The sequence below is a fragment of the Streptomyces thermoalcalitolerans genome (genome assembly GCF_039525155.1).
In the GTDB taxonomy this organism is placed as follows: Bacteria; Actinomycetota; Actinomycetes; order Streptomycetales; family Streptomycetaceae; genus Streptomyces; species Streptomyces thermovulgaris.
Window position 1 is genome coordinate 1 of sequence record NZ_BAAAHG010000167.1, and the last position, 539, is coordinate 539.

The 539-nt window shown below is 37.7% G+C and carries 1 protein-coding gene; it reads left to right on the forward strand.

All coding sequences use genetic code 11. The features are described from left to right. Positions 1-533, forward strand: a 533-nt coding sequence (locus ABD224_RS29380) for a S1 RNA-binding domain-containing protein (protein ID WP_344055382.1), incomplete at its 5' end; no start/stop codon positions are given. Positions 534-539: the final 6 nt, after the last annotated feature.

A 539-nucleotide genomic window follows, 5' to 3' on the forward strand; every position in this document is an offset into this window, starting at 1 on the left:
GTTTAATTTATATTTCTGATCTTTCTTGGACCAAGAAAATCAAACATCCTTCAGAATTTGTAAATGTTGGTGATACTTTAGAAGTAGAGGTTCTTGAGTTAGATGTTGAAGGAAGAAAACTAAGCCTAGGTCACAAGCAGACAACCGAAAATCCTTGGGACAAATATGCAGATGAGTTTGCTGAAGGTACACTTCACACAGCAGCGGTAACCGATATTGTAGACAAAGGTGCGACCGTAGTCTTTAATGAAGATATTACTGGTTTTATTCCATCGAGACATATGGAAAAAGAAGACGGTAAGAAAATCACTAAAGGAGAAGAAGTTGAATTTAAGATTATTGAATTCAATAAAGACTTCAAACGTGTCGTAGCTAGTCATACTGCTTTGTTTAGAGAGCAAGAAGAACGCAACGTAAAAGCGGCCAAGAAGAAAATGGCTGCATCAGCAGAGGAATCAGCAACCACTTTAGGTGATGCTAACTCAGCATTACAAGCGTTAAAAGACAAAATGGAGGCAGACGCCAAAAAATAGTCTTTT